The sequence below is a fragment of the Nocardiopsis lucentensis DSM 44048 genome (assembly GCF_000341125.1).
Classification (GTDB): domain Bacteria; phylum Actinomycetota; class Actinomycetes; order Streptosporangiales; family Streptosporangiaceae; genus Nocardiopsis; species Nocardiopsis lucentensis.
On the sequence record NZ_ANBC01000554.1, the window covers coordinates 1 to 1189 of the forward strand.

Below are 1189 nucleotides of genomic sequence, written 5' to 3' on the forward strand. Positions count from 1 at the left end.
GGCCTGGTCCGCCACGCGCTCGACGCCGGTGGGCATGACAACGTCACCGCGTTGCTCATCCCCGTGGACGGGTGCGCGGGCCGCGGGCGCCGGGGCCGATCCGGGGTAGGACGGGGCGCCGAGGGGAGAGCGCGCCGCACCTGTTGACCCAACAAATCAACGAACGTTAGATTGTTGGTATGTCATCGGACTCCTGCGAACTCCTCTGCATCGACCTTCCCCAGGCGGAGAAGGTCCGCGCCCGTGTTCCCGCCGAGGACGACGCGCGCCCCGCCGCCGACCGGGCCCGGGCCCTGGCCGACCCCACCCGGCTGCGGATCGCCCGCGCCCTCCAGGTCGGCGACGAGCTGTGCGTGTGCGACCTGGCCTGGGTCTGCTCGTCCTCGCAGAACCTCGTCTCCCACCACGCCCGGCAGCTGCGCGCCGCCGGTCTGGCCGCCTCCCGGCGCGACGGCAAGCTCGTCATGTACCGCCTCACCGACGCCGGACACGCCCTGCTGTCCCTCCTGCTGCCCGACCCCGACCCCGCACCCGCCGTGAGAGAGGGCTGAGTCATGTCCGACCCGTGCTGCGGCGGCGACACCCCGGAACCGCCCCGGAACCGCCCGCTCCTGGACCCGGCGCCCGCCCCGGCCTCCTCCGCACCCCTCTCCGTGACCTGCTCCTGTTGCGCGCGAGGCGCGGGAGGGCGGGAACCGTCCGCTCCCGAGACGGCCGAGGGGGCCGTCGACACCGACGGGTGCGGTGATCCCACCTGCTCCTCACCCGCCCCCGCTCCCGGGGAGAGGCCGGGGACGTGGTGGGGTTCGGCCGGCGTGCGCTGGGCGGGCCTGGCCGGTGCGCTCTGGCTGGCCGGTGTGCTCACCGGGTGGCTGACCGGAGCTCCCGTCGTGGCGACCGCTCTGTTCGCGGGTGCGATCGCGGCGGGCGGGTGGACGTTCGTGCCCGGCACACTGCGCGCGCTGCTGAGGGGCGGGTTGGGCGTGGGCACGCTGATGACCGTGGCCATGGTCGGCGCGATCCTGCTGGGCGAGGTGGGCGAGGCGGCGATGCTCGCCTTCCTGTTCTCTCTGGCCGAGGCGTTGGAGGACCACGCCGTGGCCCGCACGCGCCACGGGCTGCGGGCCCTGCTGGACCTCGTGCCCACCCGGGCCACCGTGCTGCGCCAGGGGCGGGCGGCCACCGTCGA

1 protein-coding gene and 1 pseudogene are annotated in these 1189 nt (G+C 75.1%); both read left to right on the forward strand.

Annotated features, from left to right (window positions below; all coding sequences use genetic code 11):
- Nucleotides 1-179: 179 nt before the first annotated feature.
- The gene (locus tag D471_RS0119170) at nt 180-551 is read left to right on the forward strand and encodes an ArsR/SmtB family transcription factor (protein ID WP_017600105.1); all 372 of its coding nucleotides are present in this window, start codon (nt 180-182) and stop codon (nt 549-551) included.
- Between the two features lie 3 nt (nt 552-554).
- Nucleotides 555-1189, forward strand: a pseudogene (locus D471_RS35160) (cadmium-transporting ATPase); the annotation flags it as partial.

Excerpts from the sequence above, each read along its gene's own strand:
- D471_RS0119170 (WP_017600105.1), top strand. The coding sequence starts at position 180 with ATGTCATCGGACTCCTGCGAACTCCTCTGCATCGACCTTCCCCAGGCG.